Here is a 23,392-nt window from a genome sequence, read left to right on the forward strand (position 1 = left end):
ATTGCCGTAACCCTCCGCGCAGGCGAGATAGGAAAGCGGCGAATCAGACGGAGACGCGAAACGATGGCGATGCGCATCACACGCCGCAGATTGCTGGAAGCCGCAGGCACTGCTGCGATCGCAGGAGCCCTGCCCGGACTTCCCAAGGCGGCGCGGGCGCAGGACGTCGAAACGCACGGTCTCTCGACCTTCGGCGAGCTCGCTTTGCCGCCGGACTTTCCGTATTTCGCCTATGTGAACCCGAAGGCGCCGAAGGGCGGCCTGCTCACGGTCCAGATCAAGCGCGGCGGCGGCAACCAGAGCTTCGACACCTTCAACACGCTCAACACCTTCGTCCTGCAGGGCGACGGCGCCGCCGGCATGGACGCCTGCTTCGACACGTTGATGGCCGGCTCCGGCGACGAGCCCGGCTCGGTTTACGGGTTGCTCGCCAAGAGCGTCGCGGTCTCCTCGGACAAGCTGACCTATCGCTTCCGCCTGCGGCCGGAGGCGCGCTTCCATGACGGCTCGCGTGTAACAGCCCGCGACGTCGCCTTCTCGATAAACATCCTGAAAGCGAAGGGCCATCCCTCCTACCGTCTCCTGCTCAACGAGCTCGTCTCGTCGGAAGCCGAGGGCGACGACATTGCGGTCGTGAAGTTCTCGCCGAAGCGCGGGCGCGACCTCCATCTCGTCATTGCCGGGCTTCCGGTCTTCTCCGAGAAATACTGGTCGACGCGGGACTTCACCGCCTCGACGCTGGAGCCGCCGCTGGGCTCCGGCCCCTACAAGGTCGGGCGTCTCGAGCAGGGTCGCTTCATCGAGTTCGAGCGCGTGCCGGACTACTGGGGGAAGGACCTGCCGGTGAACATCGGCACCAACAATTTCGACCGGGTGCGCTGGGAGTATTTCCGCGACCGGCAGGTGGCCTTCGAGGCCTTCAAGAGCGGCGTCATCACCTTCCAGGAGGAGTTCACCTCGCGCATCTGGGCGACGGGCTACGACTTCCCCGCCGTGCATGAGGGCAAGGTCAAGAAGGAAGCCCTGCCGAAAACCGAGCCCGTCGGCTCGCAGGGCTGGATCTACAACACCCGGCGCGAGAAATTCGCCGACCCGCGCATCCGCGAGGCGCTGGGGCTTGCCTTCGATTTCGAATGGACGCGCAAGACCATCATGTTCGGCTCCTTCGAGCGCCAGACATCCTATTTCGAGAACTCGGATTCCAAGGCGGTCGGCAAGCCTTCGCCAGAGGAGCTGGCTCTGCTCGAGCCCTGGCGCGGCAAGGTGCCCGACGAGGTCTTCGGCGAGCCCTTCCTGCCGCCGGTCTCGGATGGTTCGGGCAGCGATCGCAATCTGCTGCGCAAGGCCGACGAGATGCTGCGCGCCGCCGGCTGCAAGCGCGACGGCAATGTGCTGAAGCTGCCGAACGGCCAGCCCTTCGAGATCGAGTTTCTCGACTCCACCCCGGCGCTGCAGCCGCATACGCAGCCCTTCCAGGCCAATCTCAAGCGCCTCGGCATCAACGCCACCTCGCGCCTCGTCGACCCGGCGCAGTATCAGCGCCGCCTCGACGAGTTCGATTTCGACATCATCAGCCGTGCGATGTCGGGCGGCGCGATCCCGAGCGACACGCTCAGCGTCATCTACGGCTCCGAGGCGGCCAAGACCAAGGGCTCGCGCAATGTCGCCGGCATCAGCCACTCCGCCATCGATGCGATGATCGAGAAGATCGGCCAGGCCAAGAGCTATGCCGAGGTCGTCGTCGCCGCCAAATGCCTCGACAGGCTGCTGCGGGCCGGGCGCTACTGGATCCCGATGTGGTGGAACGACGAGGAATGGCTGGCCTATTGGGACATGTACGACCGGCCGCAGACCAAGCCGAAATACTCCTCCGGCGCGCCCGCGATCTGGTGGTACGACGCCGAGAAGGCCAAGCGGATCGGAAAGGCGTGATGGTGGAGCCTTACGCGGTCCCATCGCGTCATGGTCGGGCTTGTCCCGACCATCCACGTCTTCCTTCGGATAACGCAGTGTTCAAGACGTGGATGCTCGCCACAAGGGCGAGCATGACGGAGAGCATGAAGCCGCGTACCTGCAGAGCTATCGCATGCTGAGCTATATCGCCCGGCGCCTCGCGCTCATGGTGCCGACGCTGTTCGGCATCCTGCTCGTCTCCTTCGTCATCGTGCAGTTCGCTCCGGGCGGACCGGTCGAGCGCGTGATCTCGCAGCTCCAGAATCCGAACAGCGGCGCGGCCGACCGCGTCGGCGGCGGGCAAGCCGGCGATGCCGGGGCGCACAGCGAGACTTCGGCCTATCGCGGCGCGCAGGGGCTCGACCCCGCCTTCATCAAGGAGCTGGAGAAGCAGTTCGGCTTCGACAAGCCGGCGCATGAGCGCTTCCTGAAGATGCTCGGCGCCTATGCCCGCTTCGATTTCGGCCGCAGCTATTTCCGTGACGCGCCGGTGCTGCAGCTGATCAAGGAGAAACTGCCGGTCTCGATCACGCTCGGCCTGTGGATGACGCTGCTCTCCTATGCGATCTCGATCCCGCTCGGCATCCGCAAGGCGGTGAAGGAGGGCTCGCGCTTCGACACCTGGACGAGCGCCGTCGTCATCGTCGGCTACGCCATCCCGAGCTTCCTCTTTGCGATCCTGCTGATCGTGCTCTTCGCCGGTGGTTCGTTCTGGCAGATCTTTCCGCTCAGGGGCCTCACCTCGGACAATTGGGGCGAGCTCAGTCTGTTCGGGAAAGTGACTGACTATCTCTGGCACATCACGCTGCCGGTTTTGGCGATGGCGCTCGGCGCCTTCGCGACCTCGACGCTGCTGACCAAGAACTCCTTCCTCGACGAGATCCGCAAGCAATACGTGCTGACCGCACGGATGAAGGGCCTCAGCGAGCGCGGCGTGCTCTACGGCCATGTCTTCCGCAATGCGATGCTGATCGTGATTGCCGGCTTCCCCGGCGCCTTCGTGCACGCGCTTTTCGCCGGTGCACTCCTGATCGAGACGATCTTCTCGCTCGACGGGCTCGGACTGCTTTCCTTCGAGGCGATCGTCAACCGCGACTATCCCGTCGTTTTCGCCAATCTCTACATCTTCTCGCTGATCGGCCTCGTCGTGCATCTGATCACCGACCTGACCTATAGCTGGGTCGACCCCCGCATCGATTTCGAGAGCCGGGAGGCGTGAGCATGAGCGACACGCTGATCGACGCCCCGCCGCCGGCCCTGCGCAGCGACATCCCGCTCGCGCCGGCCGAAGCGAAGCAAGGCTGGCTCAAGCTCTCGCCGATCAACCGGCGCAGGCTCAACAACTTCAAGGCGAACAAGCGCGGCTGGTGGTCACTCTGGCTCTTCCTCGCCCTGTTCGTGCTCTCGCTCTTCGCCGAGTTCATCGCCAACGACCGGCCGCTCCTCGTGCGCTACAAGGACGAGTGGCTGTTCCCCGTCGCGGTGAACTATCCGGAGGAGAAGTTCGGCGGCTTCCTCGCCACCACCGACTATCGCGACCCGGTCATCGCCAAGGAGATCGCCGCCAATGGCTTCGCGATCTGGCCGCCGATCCGCTACAGCTACCGCACGCATAATCTCGATCTGCCGGTGCCGGCCCCTGCCCCGCCGACCTGGATGCTCAGCGGCGCGCAGTGCAAGCCGATCGCCGAGCGTACCGGCGGCGCGACCTGCCGCGACCTCGAATGGAACTGGCTCGGCACCGACGACCAGGGCCGCGACGTGGTCGCCCGGCTGATCTACGGCTTCCGCATCTCCGTGCTGTTCGGGCTCATCCTCTGCGCCTTCTCCTCGGTGATCGGCATCGCCGCTGGCGCCATCCAGGGCTATTTCGGCGGCTGGACCGACCTGATCTTCCAGCGCCTGATCGAGATCTGGACCTCGATCCCGGCGCTCTATCTGCTGATCATCGTCGCCGCGATCATCACACCCGGCTTCTTCGTGCTGCTCGGCATCCTCCTGCTGTTCTCCTGGGTGGCCCTCGTCGGTGTGGTGCGCGCCGAGTTCCTGCGAGCCCGGAACTTCGAATATGTCCGCGCCGCCCGCGCGCTTGGCCTCTCCAACCGCACGATCATGATCCGCCACCTGCTGCCGAACGCCATGGTGGCGACGCTGACCTTCCTGCCCTTCATCCTGAACGGCTCGATCACCACATTGACTTCGCTCGACTTCCTCGGCTTCGGCCTGCCGCCCGGCTCGCCCTCGCTGGGCGAGCTGCTGGCGCAGGGCAAGGCGAACCTGCAGGCGCCCTGGCTCGGCCTCTCCGGCTTCCTCGTGATCGCGCTGATGCTGTCGCTGCTGATCTTCATCGGCGAAGCCGTGCGCGACGCCTTCGACCCGCGGAAGACCTTCGCATGACCGCGCCGCTGCTCTCCGTCGAAGACCTCTCCGTCGCCTTCCGCCAGGGTGGACGGGAGACGCTCGCGGTCGACCGCGTCTCCTTCTCGATCGCCAAGGGCGAGACGCTGGCGCTCGTCGGCGAATCCGGCTCCGGCAAATCGGTCTCGGCGCTGTCGATCCTGAAGCTCTTGAACTATCCGGCGGCGCATCACCCCTCCGGCAAGATCGTCTTCGACGGGCAAGACCTGATTGCGGCCAACGAGGATGCGATGCGCAAGGTGCGCGGCAACGACATCACCATGGTGTTCCAGGAGCCGATGACCTCGCTCAACCCGCTGCACACGATCGAGCGGCAGATCGGCGAGATCCTCGAACTGCACAAGGGCCTGCGCGGCGAGAAGGCACGCACCCGCACGCTGGAGCTTCTGGAACTCGTCGGCATCCGCGACGCGAAGAGCCGCCTCGACGCCTATCCGCACCAGCTCTCCGGCGGCCAGCGCCAGCGCGTGATGATCGCGATGGCGCTCGCCAACGAACCCGAGCTGCTGATCGCCGACGAGCCGACGACGGCGCTCGACGTCACCGTGCAGGCCCAGATCCTGAAGCTGCTCAAGGAGCTTCAGGCCCGGCTCGGCATGGCGATGCTGTTCATCACCCACGACCTCGGCATCGTCCGGCGCATCGCCGACCGGGTCTGCGTGATGCTGAAGGGCAAGATCGTCGAGCAGGGGCCGGTCAGCGAGATCTTCGCCAACCCGCAGCACGACTACACCAAGCGCCTGCTCGCCGCCGAGCCGAAGGGCCGCCCCTCCCCCGTCCCGACTGACGCTGCGACGCTGCTCGAAGCCGGGCCGGTCAAGGTCTGGTTCCCGATCAAGTCGGGCCTGCTGCGCCGCGTCACCGGCCATGTGAAGGCGGTCGACGGCATCTCGGTGAAGGTCCGCGAAGGCGAGACGCTGGGTGTCGTCGGCGAATCCGGCTCGGGCAAGACGACGCTTGGCCTGGCGATCCTACGGCTGATCTCCTCGGAAGGGCCGATCGTCTTCCTCGGCGACCGCATCGACGGGCTCTCCAGCAAGCAGGTCCGGCCGAAGCGCAAGAACCTCCAGGTCGTCTTCCAGGACCCCTATGGCTCGCTCTCGCCGCGCATGTCGGTGGCGGAGATCGTGGCAGAGGGGCTCGCCATTCAGCAGCCCGACCTCACCTACCAGCGCCAGCGCGAGATCGTGGCGCAGGCGCTCGCCGATGTCGGCTTGGATCCCGCGGCGATGGACCGTTACCCGCATGAATTCTCGGGCGGCCAGCGCCAGCGCATCGCCATCGCGCGGGCCATGGCGCTCGATCCGAAATTCGTGGTGCTCGACGAGCCGACCTCGGCGCTCGACATGTCGGTGCAGGCGCAGATCGTCGAATTGCTGCGCGGCCTGCAAACCAGGCGCAAGCTGGGCTATCTCTTCATCAGCCACGACCTCAAGGTCGTGCGGGCGCTCTCGCATCGGGTGGTCGTGATGCAGAACGGCAAGGTGGTCGAGGAAGGGCCGGCCGAGGCGATCTTCGCCCAGCCGCGCGAGGCCTATACCCAGGCGCTGCTGGCGGCTGCGCTCAATCTCGAAACCGCCAATGGCGGCGCAGTGAGGGACTGAGCATGGCCCGCGCCCTCCTGATCGTCCTGGATTCGGTCGGCTGTGGCGGCGCCGCGGATGCGGCTGCCTATGGCGATGCGGGTTCGGACACGCTCGGCCACATCGCCGAGGCCTGCGCAGATGGGCGCGGCGATCGCGAAGGACTGCGCAGCGGCCCATTGCAGCTGCCCAATCTCGCCCGGCTCGGCCTTGCCCATGCCTGCGAGGCATCGACCGGCCGGCCGTTCGCCGGCGTCGCGAAGCCGGCGCAGCCCGAGGGCCGCTGGGGCTACGGCGTCGAGGTCAGCCAGGGCAAGGACACGCCCTCCGGCCATTGGGAGATCGCTGGCTGCCCGGTGCCGTTCCAGTGGGGGTACTTCACCGCCCTGGAGGACTCGTTCCCGCCGGAGCTGATCGCCGGCATCGTCAAGGAAGGCGCCCTGCCCGGCATCCTCGGCAACAAGCATGCCTCGGGCACCGTGATCATCGAGGAGCTCGGCGCCGAGCATATCCGGACGGGCAAGCCGATCTGCTACACCTCGGTCGATTCCGTGCTGCAGATCGCAGCGCATGAGGAGCATTTCGGGCTCGACCGGCTCTACGCGCTCTGCAAGGTCGTACGCGGCCTCGTCGATCCGCTGCGGATCGGCCGCGTGATCGCGCGACCCTTCGTCGGCTCGCCGGAGGAAGGTTTCACTCGCACCGGCAACCGCAAGGACTTCGCCATCCCGCCGCCGCAGGAGACGATCCTCGACCGACTGGCTGAGCAGGGACGCACAGTCATCACCGTCGGCAAGATCGGCGACATCTTCGCTCATCGCGCCACCGGCACCGAGATCAAGCCCTTCGGCAATGCGGCCATGGTCGAGGCGATGCTCGAAGCCTGGGACGGACTGCACGACGGCGGCTTCTGCTTCGTCAACCTCGTCGATTTCGACACCGAATACGGCCATCGCCGCGACATTCCGGGCTATGCGGCAGCACTGGAGGCGTTCGACCGACTCGTTCCACACATCGAGGCCGCACTGAGGCCGGGCGACATCGCCGTCATCACCGCCGATCACGGCAACGATCCGAGCTGGCGCGGCACCGACCATACCCGCGAGCACGTGCCGATCCTCGCCTTCGGCCCGGGCATCGCCCCCGTGGCGCTCGGCCGGCGCGAGAGCTTCGCCGATATCGCGGCGAGCCTCGGCGTCTTCCTCGGCATCGGCCCGGTCGGCCCCGGCCGCCACTGGTAATCAGGCGGCCGCGACCCGGTTGCAGAAGGTCGCGACCTCGCAGCGGATATCCTGCGCCTGCTGAGCCAGCGCATTCGCAGCGCCCTGAAGCTGCTGCGCGGCGCCATGTGTCTGCTGTGTCATGATCTCGAAGCCGCCAGCGACGTCGGCGCTCCGCTGCGCCCCCTCGAAGGACAGCCGCACCTGATGCGCGATCTCGGCGGTTGCCCGGCTTTGCTCGTCGACGGAAAGCGCGATCGCATCGGCGACGCTCTCGACCTCCCCGATTGCCTCTACGATCTCGCGGATCGCCTTCAACGAACGGTGAGAAGCCTGCTGCATCGCGCCGATCTGATGCGAGACGTCGTCCGTCGCCTTGGCGGTCTGGGCCGAGAGCGTCTTCACCTCGCTGGCGACGACGGCGAAACCGCGCCCCATCTCGCCGGCGCGTGCCGCCTCGATCGTGGCGTTGAGCGCGAGCATGCTGGTCTGCGCCGCGATGCCACGAATGATCTCGACCACCGCGCCGACATTCTCGCTGCTGTGCGCGAGGTTCTCGATTTCGGCGCTGGCATGGCGCGCCAGTGAAGCGGCCGTTTTCGAGCCATCAGCGGAATGGCCAGCGTTGCGGCCGATCTCGCCGATCGAGGCGACGAGCTCCGTGCTCGCCGCCGAGAGATGCTCGATACTCTCCATGGTGCCCGCCGCCGAGGCGGAGACCAGCGCCGTCTGCCGGCGTACCTGATCGGAGGTGCTGGTCAAGGCGCCGGCCTCCGCCTTCATCGCCACGGCGGAATGATCGAGCACGGCCATGGCCTGCTCCATCTGGACATGAAAACCGGATACGACATCGCGCAGCTTTCCGGCCCGACGCCCCAGCTCTTCCGCCAGGCTGCGTTCCTTCTCGCCGGCAACGCGCTCGCGCTCGGCCACAGCCTCGGCCCGCGCGAGGCTGGCCGCGTTCATCGTGAACATGCGCTGCAGGATCACCGCGAACACGGCCAGGAAGGCGGTTTCGATGATGACGATCACCGCATGCAGCAGGACCCTGAGCAAGTTGCCGCCCTGATAGAACACCGCTGCCGGCAGGACATATTGCAGGACGAGATGATGCAGCGCCGTCAGCAGGGCGCCGAGCACGATCGGCCGCCAGTCGCAGAACCCGGCGAGCAGCGCCAGGATCGCGAAATAGTACATGTGCATGTCCGGCTGCCAGGGATGGCCGGCAAAGCTGAAGACCAGGATCGAGACCTGCCCGATCAGCATCGCGGCGATGACGAGCAGGGTTACGATCGCCGGCCCGTTCAGGCGATAGGACACCAACGCCAGCAAGGCCGCCAGCGCGGCGGTGGTGACGGGCATGAACCCGTTATCGCCATAGGCCCAGAAAACCAACGCCAGCAGCGGCACATGCAGGAGCCCAAGCGCGAGCAGGACCTGCGCCACCCTTCGGCGGACGGCGGGGAGTGACCAGATCATCGCGAGACTTCCATTGCGGCGGCCGTATCGAGGCAGCCGGCAAGACCGGTCAGGACCAGGAAGAACCAGGCGCCTGGCGGCAGGGGCGGCGCGTTTTCCGGGATCGCAGGCGCAACCACGACGATCGAGGGCAACCGCCCGCTGCGCAGCACGCGATGACCCGTTGCAAGGCTCAGGGAAATGGCTTCGGCTGCACCCACCCAGGGCGGAAAGACGATCGCGGTCGGCACGCCGCCGTCCTGCGCGCGCGGCAGGCTTGCCATGGCTCCGAAGCTGACGATCAAGCAAAAACAAGCAACCAGGAGGCCACCGGACAACGAAAGCCTCTCCTCGCGCGCTGCGCAAGGCTCCAGGAGGGGGGATGAAGGCATAGTCAGGAACCAGTGGGAAGATGGCTGCTGGCCGGCACCCAAGCCGAACCGCGTAAAATTTCATTTAAACGCTTCAGCTGCTTGCAACCTCAATGGTCGGCGGCATCGTTGCCGGCACTGCCGCCTCGTTCGACCAGATCCTCGACGGGCTGCTCGACGCCCTTCAGCGCTGCAGGCGCTGCTTGATCCGCTTGATCAGCGTGTCGCGGACTTCGCGATAGGCCTCGAGCTTCTGCTCGCGCGAGCCCTGGAACACCGTCGGATCGACGGTCGGCCAGTATTCGACCTCGGTGGCGTGGGTGCGGGTGAGTTCCAGCGCCTTGTGATGCGCCTCGGGCGAGAGCGAGATGATCAGGTCGAAGTTGAGTCCTTCCCACTCCTCCAGCTCCTCGACCGATTTCGGCTTGTGGCGGCTCAGATCGATGCCGATCTCGTCGAGGACCGAAAGCGCGAAACCATCGGGCTCGCCTTTGCGGGCGCCGGCCGACTGGACATAGATCGACCTGCCGAAGAAGTGCTTGGCCAGCGCCTCGGCCATCGGCGAGCGCACGGCGTTCATCGCACACATGAAAAGCACGCTCTGGACCTTGCGCGGCAAAGCCGGCACATCCGCCGCATTTCCATTGCGCGAACCGGTATCCACGTCGCTCGGAAATGCATTGGGCTTCAAGCGCGTCAGCCCTTCCAGTGGAGAGCGTAAATCAGCGTGAAGAGGCGGCGAGCCGTGTCGAAATCGATCTCGACCTTGTTGGCGAGCCGCTCGGCCAGGATGTGGGCCGCCTCGTCGTGGAGACCGCGCCGGCCCATGTCGATCGCCTCGATCTGCGTCGGCGTCGCCGTACGGATCGCAGCGTAGTAGCTCTCGCAGATCAGCTCGTAGTCCTTGATGATGCGCCGGAACGGGCTGAGCGAGAGATGGTGCGTCACGACCGGCGAGCCGTCCGCTCCCTTGACCTCGAAGACGAGGCGCCGCTCGACCATGGCGAGATGGGCGAGATAGGGCCCACCATCGTGCTCCGGCACGACGAAGCGGTTGCGCTCGATCAGGTCGTAGATGGCGACGGCGCGCTCATGCTCCTGATCGGGCGAGCCGCGCCCCAGAGAGTTCTCGTCAAGTGTGACGCCGACAAGGCACTGCTTGTTGGAAGTCGAAACGTCGGACATCGCTCCTCCCGCCGCAGCGCCGCTCGGTTCCCGACGCTCAGAGATTGAGCCTGATCGTCACGGATCGGCCATGCGCCTGCAACCCCTCCGCTTCGGCGAGCTGCGTCGCGGCCGAGGCCAGAGCCCGCAAACCGTTGGGATCGCACTTCAGCAGCGAGGTTCGCTTCATGAAGTCGCCGACGCCGAGGCCGGAGGAGAAGCGGGCCGAGCGCGCCGTGGGCAGCACGTGGTTGGGGCCGCCGATATAATCGCCGATCGCCTCCGGCGTATGGCCGCCGAGGAAGATCGCCCCGGCATTGCGGATGAGGCCGGCGAGGCGCTCCGGCTCTGCCGTCATGATCTCGAGGTGCTCCGGCGCGATGCGATCGACCAGCGGCACCGCCGCTTCGAGATCAGCCACGAGCAGGATCGCGCCGAACTCCTGCCAGCTCCTGCCGGCGATCTCGGCGCGCGGCAGCGTCGCGAGCTGCGCGGCGACCGCCTTCTCGACCTCGGCAGCGAGCACGGCATCATCCGTCATCAGGATCGACTGGGCCGAGACGTCATGCTCGGCCTGCGCCAGCAGATCGGCGGCGATCCAGTCCGGGTTGGCGGTACGGTCGGCGATCACGAGCACTTCGGAGGGGCCTGCGATCATATCGATACCGACCTGCCCGAAGACGCGGCGCTTGGCCGCCGCGACATAGGCGTTGCCGGGGCCGACGATCTTGGCGACCGGCGCGATCGTTTCCGTGCCATAGGCCAGCGCCGCGACAGCCTGCGCACCGCCGATGCGATAGACCTCGTCGACACCGGCGAGCCGCGCGGCCGCGAGCACGAGCGGATTGGTCTCGCCACGCGGCGTCGGGGCGACCATGACGATGCGCGGCACGCCGGCGACTTTCGCCGGAATCGCATTCATCAGCACCGAGGACGGGTAGCTCGCCGTGCCGCCGGGTACGTAGAGGCCAACCGCCTCGATTGCGCTCCAGCGCCAGCCGGCTTCGACGCCCATGGCATCCTTGACCCATGAATCAGCGGGCTTCTGACGCTCGTGATAGACGGCGATACGGTCGCGCGCCGTCTCCAGCGCCGCGAGCAGTTCCGCGGAGCAGGCAGCAACCGCAGCATCGATCTCGGCTTCGCTGACGCGCAGCGTCGCCGGCGTCAGCTCGAGGCTGTCGAAGCGGCTGGTATAGCCAATCAGCGCGGCATCGCCCTTCTCGCGGACCTCGGCGATGATGTCGGCCGCGATCCGATCGACCTCCTCCGAGACCTCGCGCTTGGCCGACAGCAGCGCGGCGAAGCCTTCTGCGAAACGTGCATCCCTGTCGTCGAGCCTGATCGGCATCGCTGTGGTTCCTGGCAATCTCGCGAGAAATGAACGGCTGCGATCAGGCGTTATCGGGATGGCCAGGCGTCGCCACGGCTTCCCATACCGGCCCGAGATCCTTCATCTGGGCCTCGACGCACTCAACCGAGAGACGGATCGCAGCGCCTTCGGAGAAATTCAGCGTCACATCGCCGGCCGGATCCTCGCCTTGATCGAAGGTGATGGCGAGAAGGTTCAGCACCTTGTCCGGATCGTTCTTGTCGAGCTTGGCGCTGCGGACCGAGAGTACCCGGTCGAAATGCAACGCCGCCAGCCGGCGACGGCGCTTGCCGTGCTGCGCGCCCTCCCAGTCGAAGCGGCGCAGTGCAAGTGCAAAGCGCTTCTCGGCCGGCAGATAATGGAGATCGGCAGCCTTCAGCACCGCATCCTGAAGATGCGCCGAGACGACCGAGAGATCGTCGGCATCGAGCGCGATGAGCTTGAGTGGATCGGCGGCATCGTCTGACATGATCGTGTTCTGACGAGCCGCCTCAAGAAAATCAACCGTCGAGAATCAACCGCTGATGCGCTCCACAACCGCACCGCAGCGCGTGAGCTTCGCCTCCAGCGCCTCGAAGCCACGGTCGAGATGATAGACCCGGTTGATAGTGGTGTCGCCCTCGGCGGCGAGACCGCCGATGACGAGCGAGACCGAAGCGCGCAGATCGGTCGCCATCACCGGCGCGCCGGTGAGCTTCTCGACACCCTCGACATGGGCGACGTCGCCGTCGAGCCGGATCTTCGCGCCCAGCCGGGCGAGCTCCTGCACATGCATGAAGCGGTTCTCGAAGATGGTCTCGCGGATGCGCGAGGTGCCCTTGGCCTTGGTCATCAGCGCCATGAACTGCGCCTGCAGATCGGTCGGGAAGCCGGGGAAGGGATCGGTATCGATGTCGACCGCCTCGATGCCGCGGCCGTTGCGGCGCACGCGGATGCCTTCATTGGTCTCGTCGACCTCGACACCGGCCTTGGTCAGCACGTCGAGCGCGGACTGAAGCAGATCGGCACGCGCGCCCTCCAGCACGACGTCGCCACCGGTCATCGCGACCGCCATGGCATAGGTGCCGGTCTCGATCCGGTCGGGCAGGACGGCGTGATGTGCGCCGCCGAGGCGAGAAACGCCGGTCACGACGATGCGAGAGGTACCGGCACCCTCGATCTTGGCACCCATCTTCACGAGGCAGGCGGCGAGATCGGTGACCTCGGGTTCGCGTGCAGCATTCTCGATCACAGTGGTGCCGTCAGCGAGGACCGCGGCCATCAAGGCGGTGTGCGTGCCGCCAACCGTAACCTTCGGGAAGACGATCTCGCCACCCTTCAGCCCCTTGGGTGCGCGCGCCAGCGCATAGCCGTTCTCGATTACGATCTCGGCGCCGAGCTTCTCCAGCGCCATCAGCAGCAGATCGACCGGGCGCGTGCCGATGGCGCAGCCGCCCGGCAGCGAGATCTTGGCCTCGCCCATGCGGGCCAGGATCGGCGCGATCACCCAGAAGCTCGCGCGCATCGTCGAGACCAGCTCATAGGGCGCGCAGGTATCGACGATCTGGCGCGCGGTCAGCGAGATGTTCTGGCCGGTCTCTGCCGACTGGCCGATGCGCTTGCCGGCGACGGTGCGGTCGACACCGTGGTTGGACAGGATGCGCGAGAGCGCGGTGACGTCCGAGAGACGCGGCACATTGGTCAGCGTCAGGGTCTCGTCCGTCAAAAGGCTCGCGATCATCAGCGGCAAGGCGGCGTTCTTGGCGCCCGAAATCTGAATCGCGCCATTGAGGCGCTGGCCGCCGGTGATGCGGATCTTATCCATCGTCAGGTCCTGCTCGGCCGCGCGGAAACCCGGGGGCCCATGGGAGTAAGGGAAGTCAGGACCGGGGAGGCTCGGCCTGGGCGGGCGGCGCCGGCTTCTGCGCTTTCGCCTCCTCCGAGCGGCGAGCGCGAGCCTGGGCCTTCCGGCGCTTCAGGTTCTCGCGGAGCGCGGCGGCAAGGCGCGCCTGCTTCTCGTCCTCGGTTGTCTGGCGGGTCACGGCATCAGCTCGGCGGTGTTTTGCAACTTGGCTGTTTGAACGCGGGAACGCGGCGAATTCGCGGCGCCATGGTTATCCCCACATCGGCCTTCGGACAAGCGCCGCCGAACCAAGGCACCGTTTCAGGATGCGGCAAAGCACTGTGCCATTGCGGATCAGCAAAAGCAGAGCTCGAAAGGGACCGGATCGATCGTCGCGCGCGCACCGCCGATCCCAGCAATTTCTTTCCCGATATCGCGCCCCATCGAAATTTCCTGCGCCGCCTTCCTTCCTCCGAAGAGGCCCGGCTCTTGCCTCGGCCGAGGCAAGAGCCGGCTCCGAGACCGTCGACATGACGCTAGGTCAGCGAAAAAAGCTTAACACTATTAACCATTTCCGGGAGTTTCCGTTTACAGTTTGTTAAGCTCGTTTAGTCTGCGGGCATCAGGCAGTTCCGGGGGTAGCGTCGTGTTGCAGTCCTTGAAGACCGGAGCAGAAGCCGTTTCGCCGGCCCTGCTCGAAAGCTGCGAGGTCATCGACGCGATCCGCTACAGGGCCGGCTTCCTGCCGGAGGTGGAGATCGCCTACGAGCCGGAGATCAAGACGCTCTGGGTCACGATCCGCCCTGAGCTGAAACCGGTCTTCACGCTGCAGCTGCTCGACAGCCTGGTGAAGATTCAGAGCGCGATCGCGGCTCTCTGGGGAGCGCCGGACCAGTATCACCGCGCTCCGGTGCGCTTCCTCGCCTTCCGCGGCACAGGCCCATTCTTCACGCTCGGCGGCGACCTGGATTTCTATCTCGACTGCCTGGCCAAGAACGATCGCGCCGCGCTCGCTGAATATGCGCGTCTGTCAGCGGAAGGAGCGATCTGGAATTCGGGCGGCCTCAACGGGCTGGTCATCACCCTCTCGACCATCCACGCCAAGGCGATCGGCGGCGGCATCGACGCGCCACGCTCGTGCAACGTGATGATCGCCGAGGAACAGGCCTCGTTCGTCTACCCCGAGATCAAGTTCAACCATTTCCCGATCACCGCCGTCGCGATCCTGTCGCGCCGGATGGGCCAGCGCGCGGCGGAGCAGATACTGCTCTCCGGCGAGGAAATGAGCGCGCAGGAGTTCATGGCAGCGGGTGGGCTCGAGGCGGTCGTCCCGACCGGCACCGGCGAAGCCTGGATCCGCAAGTATTGCTCAGACGCCCTGCCGATCCACGCAGCCAAGACGGCGCTCTTCTCCGCCTTCAACCGCCGCTCCGGCGACCTGCGCGAAGAACTCGGCCATCTCGGCCAGATCTGGACCGACTGCATGCTGCGGCTGAGCCCCAGCGCGATCTCGAAGCTGCAGCGCATCGCGCAGACGCAGGACCGCATGCTGGCGCGTGTTTACCAAAGACACCTGGCGCCGGTCTGAATACGACTAAGTGATCCGGCGCAGCGACAGATTCACACGAAGCATTTACCTCTGCTCCCATAGAAACCTTTGATGATGCACTAGGTTTGGGCCTAGCGTGCGTGACCGCGCTTGCGGCAAAGGCAGGAGTAGATGTCGGGCACGCTGAAGCGTTTGATGGCCGCCGGTGGGCGCGGGAAGGCCGACGATGTCGACCTGACCGGCTACACGCTGCTGGTCAGCTCGCTTTTCTCGTCGCCAGCGTCGATCATTCCTGGCGGTATCGCCGGTATTCTCACCCCGTTCCTGTGCTGGCTTTCGACCGGCATGGAGATCTTCATGGGCCTCACCTTGCTGGTGACGCTCATTGTCATCCTGCGCCTCATGACCGTCATGGCCTATCGTCGGCGGAACCACGCCGGCGACAGCTACGCGCAGACTCGCCGCTGGGATCGCGACTATTTCCTCGGCGCCACTATTTTCAGCGCCGTGCTGGGCTACAGCTGCTATGTCGCGCTGGTTCACACAAACGACCCGGCCGCACACATCACGTCGGTCGCGTCCACAATCGCCCTGGCTTCCGGCTACGTCGCACGCAATGCGGGCCGCCCCAAATTCGTCGCGGTGCAGCTCATGACCTTCTGCATCCCGATGGCGATCGGACTGATCGCCGCGCAAAATCCCTATTACCGCTATATCGGCTATTTCGCCTTCCTGTATGTGGCCGCGAACATCGCGATCACCAATTCGCTGCATCGGAATCTGCTGGCTCTCAGCGATGCGACGAAGCATTCCAAGGCGCTCGCCTCGGCGCTGCATTCGCAGAACCTGACGCTCGACGCCGCCCTGAACACGATGATCGACGGGCTGGCGATGTTCGACCGCAATCTCAAGCTGGCGGTCAGCAACACGCCGCACAGCACGCTCTACGGCCTGCCCGAGACGCTCGCCCTGCCCGGCACGCCGCTGACGGCGATCGCGCGCTTCCTGGTCGAGCGGCAGGTGATCAGCCAGGAGCAGCTGCGCGACATCCGGATGGCGCTGACGACGGTCCAGAGCACCCAGCAGGCAGCGAGCCACGAGGTTGTGACGCGCAGCGGACTCGTGCTGGTCGTGACCTTCGCACCGGCCGCCGAGGGCGGCATCCTCATGCTGACCGAGGATGCGACCGAGCGAAAGGCGACCGAGGCGCGCATCGAGCAGATGGCACGGTTCGACGAGCTGACGGGGCTCGCCAACCGGTTCGAATACAACACGCAGATCGCCGAGGCCTTCGCTCGGCTCGAGCGCACCGGCGAGGCCTTCGCGCTGCTCTATCTCGACCTCGACGGCTTCAAGCAGGTCAATGACAGCCTGGGCCACGATATCGGCGACCATGTGCTGATGGAGACCGCGAGTCGCCTGCGCGGCGCGATCCGCAGCAACGACATGCTGGCCCGCTTCGGCGGCGACGAGTTCCTGCTGCTCCTGCCCTCCGCCGAACACACCATCGTCACGGCGATCGCGCAGCGCATGATCAATGCAATGGCCCGCGCCTTCGATGTCGAGGGCAAGACGGTCTACGTGACCGCGAGCGTCGGCATCGCCATGGCGCCCCGCGACGGCGCCACCCCGGCCGACCTGCTGCGCCACGCCGATACGGCACTCTACAAGGCCAAGTCGGCCGGCCGGAACACGCTGATGTTCTTCAACCCGACCATGGCCGAGGAGATGCTCGAGCGGCATGAGATCGAGGTCGATCTGCGCAAGGCCTGCGCGGATGGCACGCTCGAGCTCTATTATCAGCCGATCGTCGACCTGAAGACGCAGGAGATTGTCTCGCGCGAGGCGCTGATGCGCTGGCGCCATCCGACCCGGGGCATGGTACCGCCCGGCATCTTCATTCCGATCGCCGAGCAGTCCGGCCTGATCGCCGCAATGGGCGACTGGGCGATCCGTCAGGCCTGCAAGGATGCGGCGAGCTGGGAACCCGGCATCAGCGTCTCGGTGAACGTCTCGCCGCTGCAGTTCCGCGAGCCCCGCCGCATCGTCGAGACGGTCAAGAATGCGCTGCTCACCTCGCATCTCGAATCGCGGCGATTGATGCTCGAAGTCACGGAATCGCTGCTGATCGAGGATGACAAGCTGGCGCTTTCGGTCCTCGACGAATTGCGGGCCCTGGGCGTGACCTTCGCGCTCGACGATTTCGGAACCGGCTACTCCTCGCTCGCCTATCTCTCGACCTACCCGTTCGCGCAGGTGAAGATCGACCAGAGCTTCACCCGCGAGGTGCATACCAACGAAGCGTCCAAGGCCGTCATCGAAGCAGTGTGCCAGCTCGCCCGCCGGCTCCAGATGAACGTCGTGGTCGAGGGCATCGAGACCGAGCAGCAGCGCATCGCCGTCCAGCTTCTCGGCGCCCACCGCGCCCAAGGCTTCCTGTTCGGCCGGCCTGAACCTCTCGCGACCATCAAGGGCAGAGGCAGCAAGCGCAGCGTCGCTTGAGCGGCATGCGGGCGCTTCCGCATGATGGGCAGCGGATCGGCCTTGATTCCGCCGGCTCGACAACGCATCAGCGATTGAGGACGAGAGCGAAGCGGGACATCCGGTGAGCGACGGCACGGCCAAGGCGGCGAAGCCCGCCGCGTTGACACCCGACATCTGCGTCATCGGCGCGGGCAGCAACGGCATTGCCCTGGCGACGGCAGCCGCCGCCTTCGGCGTGTCCGTCGTTCTCGTCGAGAGAGGTACGCTGGGCGGCAATTCCGGCTCGCACGCCTTGAAAGCGCTGATCGAGGCGGGAGCAGCCGCGCAGGCGATGCGCGAAGCCGGCCGCTTCGGTCTCAAGGCAAGTGATCCGCAGGCGAACCCGGCCCAGCTTCACGACCATATTCAACGCACGCTCGCCGCGGAGGCCACGAATCACGCCGAGGAACGCCTGAAGGCCCTGGGGATCGCCATCTTGCGAGGCGAGGCCCGCTTCGCCAGCCGCAGCACGGTCCGCGTGGGCGAGCAAGCAATCAAGGCCCGGCGTTTCGTCATCGCCACCGGCGCACGGGCGCCTCGCCCGGAATTGCCCGGTCTCGATACGGTTCCGCTCATCGACGTGGACGAACTTTCCGAACTGACGCGGCTGCCCGAACGCCCGGTCATCCTCGGCGGCGGCGCAACCGGCGCTGCACTGGCGCAAGCCCTGCAGCGCCTTGGCAGCACGGCGACCCTCGTCGCCCCGGAAGGATTGCTGCCGCACCATGATGCCGAAGCGGCGCTTCTGGTTCGCCGGCGCCTGCTGCGCGAGGGGCTGGCTCTTCACGAGAGAAACGCTCCGGTTCGGCTGGAGCGCAGCCGATCCGGCTTGCGCCTCATTCTCGCTGGCGATGGGAGCGAAGCCACCGTCGAGGGATCGCATCTGCTGTTGGCCGGGCCGCGCCAGCCGGAGATCGCGGCGCTCGATCTCGACCTGGGCGGCATCCGCCATGACGCCACCGGGGTCGTCACCGACAAGGGCCTGCGGACGAGCAACCGCCGCGTCTATGCGCTGGGTGCCTGTGCTGGCGGAACCGCGGCGCCAGCGACCGACCACGCGGGCGACGACCATGTCGGCCTGATCCTGCGCAATATCCTGTTTCGCCAGCCGCTGCGGATCGATGCGGCGAGCTATCCGCGCATCGCCTGGTGCCAGCCGGAGATCGCCGCGATCGGCCTGTCCGAAGCCGCCGCGCGAGCCAAGGCCGGCGCGATCCAGGTGCTGCGCTGGCCTTTCGCCGGGGTCGCGGGCGCCCGCGCCGCCGAGGAGACAGAGGGCTTCGTCAAGCTCGTCACCGACCGAAAGGGCCGCCCCCTCGGTGTCACCATCGTCGGCGCGGGCGCCAGTGAGTTGATCGCGCCGTGGTGCGTCGCAGCCAAGGCGGGGCTCACGGTCGCCGACATGGCCGGGGTGGTCATGCCCGCATTCAGCCGCTCGGATGCCTCGCACCGTGCGGCACTTTCCGTCCATGCTCCATCGACCGCGAATCCCCGCCTGCGCCGCTTGATCGGCTTTCTGCGGCGCTTCGGCTAAGATTGGCGTCGATGCATCAACCCGGCCTACCCAGGAACGATCTGTCGATCAGTCAGCCGCGCGGTCTGACCCGCCTCGGCCTGTCGGCCAAGCTACTGCTCGTCACCGTGCTCTTCGTCATGCTGGCGGAGGTGCTGATCTACCTGCCCTCCATCGCGAATTTTCGGCGCAACTGGCTGAACGATCGGATCGCCGCGGCGCAGGTCGCCGCGCTGGTGCTGGAAGGAGCGCCCGAGGACGGGCTGCCGGAGGGCAGCGAGAACCGGCTGCTGATGGGCGTCGGCGCCCGCTCGATCGCGGCCCGTGTCGGCGGCGCACGCCGTTTGCTCAGCCTCGACTCGATGCCGCCGCCGGAAGTCTCCCGCTCGATCGATCTGCGCAACCTCTCCTGGATCAACGCGATCGAGGAAGCGGTCGCCGTTCTGGTCTCGCCCGCCACCATGCCGATCCGGGTGGTCGGCGAGGCGGTCGGCGGCGCCGACTTCGTCGAGATCGTCATCGACGAGGCGCCGTTGCGCCAGGCGATGCTGAAATTCTCCTGGAGCCTGCTGCTGATCTCGCTGCTGATCACGGGACTGACGGCGATCGCGGTCTATATCGCCCTCAACGCGCTGATCATCGGGCCGATCCGGCGGCTGGCGGCAAACGTCATGGAATTCGAGGCCGATCCGGAGAATCCGCAGCGGATCATCGAGCCGACATTGCGCGCCGACGAGATCGGCGAGGCCGAGCGCGCGCTCGCCCGCATGCAGGAGACGCTCGCCGACGAGCTGCGCACGAAGAAGCACCTCGCCGAGCTCGGCCTTGCCGTCTCCAAGATCAACCACGACCTGCGCAACATGCTGGCGGCCGCACAGCTCATGTCGGACCAGCTCATCGAGACCCGCGACGCCAAGGTCCGCCGCTTCGCGCCGCGGCTGATCGCGACGCTGGGGCGCGCCATCGAATTCTGCCAGGCTACCCTCGCCTATGGCCGCGCGGCGGAGGCGACACCGGTCCTGCGTGATGTCGCCCTGCGGCAGCTCGTCACGGAGCAGGCGGAAATGCTCGGCCTGCCGGGGGATGGGCGGCTGCGCTTCGAGAACCGTGTCCCGGCCGAGTTGATCGCGCCCTGCGACCCCGACCAGATGGCGCGGGTGCTGACCAACCTGATGCGCAATTCGGTCCAGGCGCTGACCCAGGCCGGGGCAGAAGCCGACGCCCAACCCCAATTGGCGGTGACGGCAGGACCGGTGAACGGCTCAGTGGTGCTGCGTGTCATCGACAACGGGCCGGGTGTGCCCGAGCGCGCGCGGGCCAATCTCTTCCAGGCCTTCCGTGGCTCGGTAACGCCGGGCGGCACCGGCCTCGGCCTCGCCGTCGCGGCCGAGCTGGTCCGGTTGCACGGCGGCACGATCGAGCTCGAACCCTCCTCCGCCGGCGCCGTGTTCAGGGTCTGCCTTCCGCTGCGGCGGAGTAACGGGCATTGAAGTCAGTGCGTCATTCTCGGGCGAAGCGCAGCGTAGACCCGAGAATCTCAGGACCAGGGGGAGCTGGTTTCAGAGTTGCTCGGGTCAAGCCCGAGCATGACGGTGCCGCCTACTGGCTCGCCCAGATCACGCGCGCCATGAAGGCGATATCGGCGTGATTCAGCACCCGATCGGGGTGTTCGGGGTTGAGCGAGGCGAGCTCGATCGTCTTCGCGGTCTGGCGCCTGAGCTGCTTGGCCAGCACCTCGCCCTCCACCGTCCTGACCACCACCCGGTCTCCGCGCCGGACCGTCGCGGTGGGCGAGACGATGATGGTGTCGCCGTCGCGATAGAGCGGCAGCATCGAATCGCCGGAAATCTCGAGCGCATAGGCCTTCTCGTCGGTCACGCCCGGAAAGGCGACCTCCTCCCAGCCCGTGCCGACCGGAAAGCCGCCATCGTCGAAGAAGCCGCCGGAACCCGCCTGGGCGAAGCCGATCAGCGGAATGGTGCGCGTCGGCGCTGGCTCCCGCCGCAATACGGCACTCATGAATTCGTCGAGGGAAGCGCCCGTCGCGGCCAGAATCTTGGCGATCGACTCGGTCGAGGGCCAGCGCTCGCGCCCGTCCGGCGCCACGCGCTTGGAGCGGTTGAAAGTGGTGGCGTCGAGGCCGGCCTTGCGCGCCAGCCCCGAGGCGGTGAAACCGTAGCGCTGGGCGAGCCTATCGATCGCCCCCCAGATCTGATCATGTGACAGCATCGCGCAGGCCTCGCATTGCTCTTGTCGCTGGGCGGGGATTGGATATAGGAAATATCCCCTATCATCTAAGATTTCAATCCAGATCTCGCCGCAACCCGGCTAAAGCATCGGATCTAAAAGTGGAATCCACTTTTTTGAGAAATCCGATGCTCAAACAAAGAGATAGATCGCCACTTCGCGCCCGGAAGGACGCGCGGCGATCTAGCGCTTGCGGAATCCTCCTCCCAGGGATTAAGCCGTGGCCCGACCTGTTCCCGTGAGACTGCCGGTGCCTCTGATCTACAAGATATGCCCCGCCCCGCTCTGGCGTGAAGCGGAGCAGAAAGGCCGCTCCGACGGCGCGCCGATCGATCTCGCGGACGGCTACATCCATTTCTCGACGGCTGCCCAACTCTCGGAAACGGCAGCGAAGCACTTCGCCGGGCAGGACGGGCTCCTGCTCATCGCCGTGGATGATTCGCGCCTCGGCCCGGCCTTGCGTTACGAGCCCTCTCGCGGCGGAGCGCTGTTCCCGCATCTCTACACTGCTCTCGATCCGAAGGCCGTGCGCTGGATAGCGCCGCTGCCACTCATGACCGACGGCGCACACGCCATCCCGGAGGATCTGGCATGATCGGCAGCCTGTTCAACCTCGCCCGGCCGCTGATCCACCGCATGGATGCCGAGACGGCGCATCGGCTCGCCGTCACGGCGCTGGCCACGGCCCCCGCGCTGAAGCCCGGAGCGGACGACCCTGTGCTGGCGACGGAAGCCTTTGGCCTTACCTTCCCGAACCCCGTCGGGCTCGCAGCCGGCTTCGACAAGAATGCCGAGGCGATCGATGGCGCGCTGGGCCTGGGCTTCGGCTTCGTCGAGGTCGGCGGGGTGACACCGCTGCCGCAACCCGGCAATCCGCGCCCGCGCGTCTTCCGGCTGATCGAGGACGAGGCCGTCATCAACCGCTATGGCCTCAACAGCGAGGGCATGGAGGCGGTCGCCGCCCGGCTCGCAGCCCGGCGCAGCCGCGGCGGGCTGGTCGGCGTCAATCTCGGCGCCAACAAGGAAGCGGCCGACCGCGCCGCCGACTACGCCACGCTCGCTCGCAGGCTGGCGCCGCTCGCCGATTTCCTGACGATCAACGTCTCCTCGCCGAACACGCCGGGCTTGCGCGACCTCCAGGCCGAGGCCGCACTCGACGACCTCGTGGCGCGCACGCTCGCAGCGCGGGACGACGTTGCAGGCAGCGGCCGGCGCACGCCGATCCTCGTCAAGATCGCGCCGGACCTGACCATGCCCGAGCTCGACGGCATGATCACGGTCGCTCGCAAGCGCGGCATCGACGGGATGATCGTCTCCAACACCACGGTCACGCGCCCGGCGAGCCTGCGCAGCGCCGCCAAGGCCGAGACGGGCGGATTATCCGGCAAGCCGCTCTTCACCGCCTCGACCCGCATCCTGGCGGAAGCCTTCCTGCGCGTCGAAGGACAGTTCCCGCTGATCGGCGTCGGCGGCGTCGACTCGGCCCAGACAGCCTTCGCCAAGATCCGCGCCGGCGCGACGCTGGTGCAGTTCTACTCGGCGATGGTGTTCAAGGGGCCGGGGCTGGCGAAGGAGGTCAAGGCCGGGCTCGCGACCCAGGCCCGGCGCGCCGGCCTCACTCGTCTCACCGCCCTGATCGGACGTGATGCGGCCGCAATCGCCCGCGGCGAGGGGCTTTGACTATAGCATCGGACCGAAAAGTGGCATCCACTTTTCGGAAAAATCCGATGCGATAACAAAAGCATAGATCACCGTTACCGCGTCCTATCGGACGCGCGGCGATCTAGGCGTCATGCTCGGGCTTGACCCGAGCATCTCGGAAACCAGTGACTTCCCGACACGAGATTCTCGGGTCTGCGCTTCGCTCCGCCCGAGAATGACGCAGCCTACTTCCGCGCAGCGAAGAGCCGCATCAGCAGCCAGAGCGGCACGACGATCAGGGCGCCGGCGATGATCCACTGCCCGACCTCGCGCACCGCGCCGAAGCCGAGCCCGGTGATCGAGCGGATGAAGCGTGCCGCCGCCTCGTAGAGGCTCTGCGGAGACAGGCCGAGAAAAGCCATCGCCGCCCCGACCAGAAGCGAGATGAAGATCAGGCGGACGAGGACGCTGAGCGGCGAACCGCCGAGAAACCGTTCCATGGAAGCGCTGGCCATCCTCTTGCGCCCCGCACGTCTCGGGGCGCTTCGCAATCGTCTT

General features: G+C 66.4%; 21 protein-coding genes. 11 read left to right on the top strand and 10 right to left on the bottom strand.

Annotated elements, in window-relative coordinates; genetic code table 11:
• Positions 1 to 63 precede the first annotated feature (63 nt).
• The 5 genes from FQV39_RS13305 to FQV39_RS13325 all read left to right on the top strand — a co-directional run bounded on the left by FQV39_RS13305 (position 64) and on the right by FQV39_RS13325 (position 7,195).
• The gene (locus tag FQV39_RS13305; protein WP_187640271.1) at positions 64 to 1,932 is read left to right on the top strand and encodes an extracellular solute-binding protein; all 1,869 of its coding nucleotides are present in this window, start codon (positions 64 to 66) and stop codon (positions 1,930 to 1,932) included.
• A 154-nt stretch (positions 1,933 to 2,086) separates the two neighbouring features.
• Complete coding sequence (locus FQV39_RS13310) at positions 2,087 to 3,172, top strand: microcin C ABC transporter permease YejB (protein WP_149133831.1); 1,086 nt, start codon at positions 2,087 to 2,089, stop codon at positions 3,170 to 3,172.
• Between the two features lie 2 nt (positions 3,173 to 3,174).
• A complete protein-coding gene (locus FQV39_RS13315) occupies positions 3,175 to 4,350 on the top strand; it encodes an ABC transporter permease (protein ID WP_187640272.1) in 1,176 nt (391 codons plus the stop codon).
• Entirely contained in the window at positions 4,347 to 5,975 is a 1,629-nt protein-coding gene (locus FQV39_RS13320) for an ABC transporter ATP-binding protein (RefSeq protein ID WP_149130729.1), read from the top strand. Before FQV39_RS13315 ends, FQV39_RS13320 begins: the two co-directional genes overlap by 4 nt.
• Before the next feature lie 2 nt (positions 5,976 to 5,977).
• Positions 5,978 to 7,195, top strand: a complete 1,218-nt coding sequence (locus FQV39_RS13325; protein ID WP_149130730.1) for a phosphopentomutase — start codon at positions 5,978 to 5,980, stop codon at positions 7,193 to 7,195.
• Here the strand turns inward: FQV39_RS13325 and FQV39_RS13330 are convergent, their stop codons facing one another.
• The 8 genes from FQV39_RS13330 to FQV39_RS33160 form a co-directional block, all read right to left on the bottom strand.
• Positions 7,196 to 8,653 (bottom strand): methyl-accepting chemotaxis protein, encoded by a 1,458-nt coding sequence (locus tag FQV39_RS13330; protein ID WP_187640273.1) that lies wholly within the window; start codon positions 8,651 to 8,653, stop codon positions 7,196 to 7,198.
• Positions 8,650 to 8,916, bottom strand: coding sequence for a hypothetical protein (locus FQV39_RS33155; protein ID WP_187640274.1), 267 nt, complete (start codon positions 8,914 to 8,916; stop codon positions 8,650 to 8,652). Before FQV39_RS33155 ends, FQV39_RS13330 begins: the two co-directional genes overlap by 4 nt.
• A 271-nt stretch (positions 8,917 to 9,187) precedes the next feature.
• On the bottom strand, positions 9,188 to 9,592 hold the full coding sequence (locus FQV39_RS13335; RefSeq protein ID WP_149133833.1) for an arsenate-mycothiol transferase ArsC: 405 nt from the start codon (positions 9,590 to 9,592) through the stop codon (positions 9,188 to 9,190).
• A gap of 107 nt (positions 9,593 to 9,699) precedes the next feature.
• A complete protein-coding gene (locus FQV39_RS13340) occupies positions 9,700 to 10,188 on the bottom strand; it encodes a UPF0262 family protein (RefSeq protein ID WP_149130732.1) in 489 nt (162 codons plus the stop codon).
• Positions 10,189 to 10,225: 37 nt separating this feature from the next.
• Positions 10,226 to 11,518, bottom strand: coding sequence for a histidinol dehydrogenase (gene hisD / locus FQV39_RS13345; protein WP_149130733.1), 1,293 nt, complete (start codon positions 11,516 to 11,518; stop codon positions 10,226 to 10,228).
• Positions 11,519 to 11,561: 43 nt separating this feature from the next.
• A complete protein-coding gene (locus FQV39_RS13350; RefSeq protein ID WP_149130734.1) occupies positions 11,562 to 12,008 on the bottom strand; it encodes a DUF2948 family protein in 447 nt (148 codons plus the stop codon).
• A 45-nt stretch (positions 12,009 to 12,053) separates the two neighbouring features.
• The gene (gene murA, locus FQV39_RS13355; RefSeq protein ID WP_149130735.1) at positions 12,054 to 13,343 is read right to left on the bottom strand and encodes a UDP-N-acetylglucosamine 1-carboxyvinyltransferase; all 1,290 of its coding nucleotides are present in this window, start codon (positions 13,341 to 13,343) and stop codon (positions 12,054 to 12,056) included.
• 55 nt (positions 13,344 to 13,398) lie between these two features.
• Complete coding sequence (locus FQV39_RS33160) at positions 13,399 to 13,560, bottom strand: hypothetical protein (protein ID WP_187640275.1); 162 nt, start codon at positions 13,558 to 13,560, stop codon at positions 13,399 to 13,401.
• Positions 13,561 to 14,007: 447 nt separating this feature from the next.
• On the opposite strand from FQV39_RS33160, the gene FQV39_RS13360 reads away from it, so the two are divergent.
• The 4 genes from FQV39_RS13360 (at position 14,008) to FQV39_RS13375 (ending at position 20,436) form a co-directional block, all read left to right on the top strand.
• On the top strand, positions 14,008 to 14,949 hold the full coding sequence (locus FQV39_RS13360) for an enoyl-CoA hydratase-related protein (RefSeq protein WP_187640276.1): 942 nt from the start codon (positions 14,008 to 14,010) through the stop codon (positions 14,947 to 14,949).
• 132 nt (positions 14,950 to 15,081) lie between these two features.
• Positions 15,082 to 17,412 (top strand): putative bifunctional diguanylate cyclase/phosphodiesterase, encoded by a 2,331-nt coding sequence (locus FQV39_RS13365; protein ID WP_149130737.1) that lies wholly within the window; start codon positions 15,082 to 15,084, stop codon positions 17,410 to 17,412.
• 103 nt (positions 17,413 to 17,515) lie between these two features.
• Entirely contained in the window at positions 17,516 to 18,967 is a 1,452-nt protein-coding gene (locus FQV39_RS13370; protein WP_149130738.1) for an FAD-dependent oxidoreductase, read from the top strand.
• Positions 18,968 to 18,978: 11 nt separating this feature from the next.
• Positions 18,979 to 20,436: a sensor histidine kinase gene (locus FQV39_RS13375; RefSeq protein ID WP_149130739.1), complete on the top strand. Its 1,458-nt coding sequence runs from the start codon at positions 18,979 to 18,981 to the stop codon at positions 20,434 to 20,436.
• A gap of 109 nt (positions 20,437 to 20,545) precedes the next feature.
• Here FQV39_RS13375 and FQV39_RS13380 read toward each other — a convergent pair whose 3' ends face one another.
• Positions 20,546 to 21,175, bottom strand: a complete 630-nt coding sequence (locus FQV39_RS13380; protein WP_149130740.1) for a S24 family peptidase — start codon at positions 21,173 to 21,175, stop codon at positions 20,546 to 20,548.
• A 238-nt stretch (positions 21,176 to 21,413) separates the two neighbouring features.
• On the opposite strand from FQV39_RS13380, the gene FQV39_RS13385 reads away from it, so the two are divergent.
• Together FQV39_RS13385 and FQV39_RS13390 are read left to right on the top strand one after the other, a co-directional pair.
• On the top strand, positions 21,414 to 21,788 hold the full coding sequence (locus tag FQV39_RS13385; RefSeq protein WP_248313360.1) for a DUF952 domain-containing protein: 375 nt from the start codon (positions 21,414 to 21,416) through the stop codon (positions 21,786 to 21,788).
• Complete coding sequence (locus FQV39_RS13390; protein WP_149130741.1) at positions 21,785 to 22,873, top strand: quinone-dependent dihydroorotate dehydrogenase; 1,089 nt, start codon at positions 21,785 to 21,787, stop codon at positions 22,871 to 22,873. Before FQV39_RS13385 ends, FQV39_RS13390 begins: the two co-directional genes overlap by 4 nt.
• Positions 22,874 to 23,079: 206 nt before the next feature.
• On the opposite strand, the gene FQV39_RS13395 is transcribed toward FQV39_RS13390, so the two are convergent.
• Entirely contained in the window at positions 23,080 to 23,334 is a 255-nt protein-coding gene (locus FQV39_RS13395; protein ID WP_248313361.1) for a DUF6460 domain-containing protein, read from the bottom strand.
• Positions 23,335 to 23,392: the final 58 nt, after the last annotated feature.

This window comes from Bosea sp. F3-2 (genome assembly GCF_008253865.1).
Taxonomy (GTDB): Bacteria; Pseudomonadota; Alphaproteobacteria; order Rhizobiales; family Beijerinckiaceae; genus Allobosea.

What these genes read in the sequence shown, in the direction of transcription:
- FQV39_RS13305 (WP_187640271.1), top strand. Translation starts at nt 64, where the DNA reads ATGGCGATGCGCATCACACGCCGCAGATTGCTGGAAGCCGCAGGCACT.
- FQV39_RS13310 (WP_149133831.1), top strand. Translation starts at nt 2,087, where the DNA reads ATGCTGAGCTATATCGCCCGGCGCCTCGCGCTCATGGTGCCGACGCTG.
- FQV39_RS13315 (WP_187640272.1), top strand. Translation starts at nt 3,175, where the DNA reads ATGAGCGACACGCTGATCGACGCCCCGCCGCCGGCCCTGCGCAGCGAC.
- FQV39_RS13320 (WP_149130729.1), top strand. Translation starts at nt 4,347, where the DNA reads ATGACCGCGCCGCTGCTCTCCGTCGAAGACCTCTCCGTCGCCTTCCGC.
- FQV39_RS13325 (WP_149130730.1), top strand. Translation starts at nt 5,978, where the DNA reads ATGGCCCGCGCCCTCCTGATCGTCCTGGATTCGGTCGGCTGTGGCGGC.
- FQV39_RS13330 (WP_187640273.1), bottom strand. Translation starts at nt 8,653, where the DNA reads ATGATCTGGTCACTCCCCGCCGTCCGCCGAAGGGTGGCGCAGGTCCTG.
- FQV39_RS33155 (WP_187640274.1), bottom strand. Translation starts at nt 8,916, where the DNA reads ATGGCAAGCCTGCCGCGCGCGCAGGACGGCGGCGTGCCGACCGCGATC.
- FQV39_RS13335 (WP_149133833.1), bottom strand. Translation starts at nt 9,592, where the DNA reads ATGTGTGCGATGAACGCCGTGCGCTCGCCGATGGCCGAGGCGCTGGCC.
- FQV39_RS13340 (WP_149130732.1), bottom strand. Translation starts at nt 10,188, where the DNA reads ATGTCCGACGTTTCGACTTCCAACAAGCAGTGCCTTGTCGGCGTCACA.
- hisD (WP_149130733.1), bottom strand. Translation starts at nt 11,518, where the DNA reads ATGCCGATCAGGCTCGACGACAGGGATGCACGTTTCGCAGAAGGCTTC.
- FQV39_RS13350 (WP_149130734.1), bottom strand. Translation starts at nt 12,008, where the DNA reads ATGTCAGACGATGCCGCCGATCCACTCAAGCTCATCGCGCTCGATGCC.
- murA (WP_149130735.1), bottom strand. Translation starts at nt 13,343, where the DNA reads ATGGATAAGATCCGCATCACCGGCGGCCAGCGCCTCAATGGCGCGATT.
- FQV39_RS13365 (WP_149130737.1), top strand. Translation starts at nt 15,082, where the DNA reads ATGTCGGGCACGCTGAAGCGTTTGATGGCCGCCGGTGGGCGCGGGAAG.
- FQV39_RS13375 (WP_149130739.1), top strand. Translation starts at nt 18,979, where the DNA reads ATGCATCAACCCGGCCTACCCAGGAACGATCTGTCGATCAGTCAGCCG.
- FQV39_RS13380 (WP_149130740.1), bottom strand. Translation starts at nt 21,175, where the DNA reads ATGCTGTCACATGATCAGATCTGGGGGGCGATCGATAGGCTCGCCCAG.
- FQV39_RS13390 (WP_149130741.1), top strand. Translation starts at nt 21,785, where the DNA reads ATGATCGGCAGCCTGTTCAACCTCGCCCGGCCGCTGATCCACCGCATG.
- FQV39_RS13395 (WP_248313361.1), bottom strand. Translation starts at nt 23,334, where the DNA reads ATGGAACGGTTTCTCGGCGGTTCGCCGCTCAGCGTCCTCGTCCGCCTG.